Below are 1,018 nucleotides of genomic sequence, written 5' to 3' on the forward strand. Positions count from 1 at the left end.
AACCGATAATGTGCACGAAATTGTGGCGTTCTTAAAACAGCGCTATGCGTTTTGGTCGCTGTTCGATGGTGCCATCGTGTCAGCCSAAGTAGGGCACTTAAAACCCGAGCCTGATATTTATCAACGCTTGTTAGATGACTACCATCTCGACCCAGCTTCTTGTGTGTTTTTGGATGACAGGATCGCGAACGTAGAAGGTGCGAAAGCGCTAGGCATGGCGGGTATCCCTTTTACCGATGCACAGCAATGCCGCGCAGAACTCGCCAAGCTGGGGATTGTGGTGTAGCGGATGAGCCGAAGACAACGCCTAAACGCAAAAAAGCCCACATGATGTGGGCTTTTTAATATGGCTGGGGTACCAGGATTCGAACCTGGGAATGACGGGATCAAAACCCGTTGCCTTACCGCTTGGCGATACCCCAGTAGGCGTTGCCTAACTTGGTGCGGAGAGAGGGACTTGAACCCTCACGTCCTTTCGGACACTAGCACCTGAAGCTAGCGCGTCTACCAATTCCGCCACCTCCGCAAAAGGTGGATAACCCGGTAACAAAAACGCAGACCGAATTATAAAAATAATGGTGGCTACGACGGGATTCGAACCTGTGACCCCATCATTATGAGTGATGTGCTCTAACCAACTGAGCTACGTAGCCACTCTGTCAGGCGTAGTGCCTTAAGACGCTGCGAATTATGCGGATCTGGGCGAAAGGCGTCAAGGTCTGGTTATTGTTTTTTTTGCGATTTTGCATTCGTTGGCTGCAATAATCGCCATTTTGGACAATTTAGCGGCAAAGCTTACCGAGGAAGTGGCGAAGGGTGTTGAATAGTGGGAATAAAAAAACCAGCCCGGAGGCTGGTTTTATCTGATAAGGGTGGGGTCTCGACAACTCACCCAAGAGGCATGACGCGCTTATACGTTAAAGCGGAAATGGATCACATCGCCATCTTTTACGATGTAGTCTTTGCCTTCTAGGCGCCATTTACCGGCGCCTAGAAGGCAAAGACTACATCGTAAAAG

The 1,018-nt window shown here is 49.9% G+C and carries 2 protein-coding genes and 3 tRNA genes; 1 reads left to right on the forward strand and 4 read right to left on the reverse strand.

Annotated elements, in window-relative coordinates; all coding sequences use genetic code 11:
• A partial coding sequence (locus tag BZG83_RS16465; protein WP_158074995.1) for an HAD-IA family hydrolase occupies positions 1-286 on the forward strand: 286 nt, incomplete at its 5' end.
• A gap of 61 nt (positions 287-347) precedes the next feature.
• On the opposite strand, the gene BZG83_RS16470 is transcribed toward BZG83_RS16465, so the two are convergent.
• The 4 genes from BZG83_RS16470 to BZG83_RS16485 form a co-directional block, all read right to left on the reverse strand.
• Positions 348-422: transfer RNA gene (locus tag BZG83_RS16470), tRNA-Gln, on the reverse strand.
• 17 nt (positions 423-439) lie between these two features.
• Positions 440-526 (reverse strand) — tRNA-Leu (locus tag BZG83_RS16475).
• Between the two features lie 50 nt (positions 527-576).
• Positions 577-653, reverse strand: a tRNA-Met gene (locus BZG83_RS16480).
• A 257-nt stretch (positions 654-910) separates the two neighbouring features.
• Positions 911-1,018: DUF933 domain-containing protein (locus BZG83_RS16485; RefSeq protein WP_131825123.1), on the reverse strand; the 108-nt coding region annotated here is incomplete at its 5' end.

This window comes from Salinivibrio sp. PR919, from assembly GCF_001995355.1.
In the GTDB taxonomy this organism is placed as follows: domain Bacteria; phylum Pseudomonadota; class Gammaproteobacteria; order Enterobacterales; family Vibrionaceae; genus Salinivibrio; species Salinivibrio proteolyticus.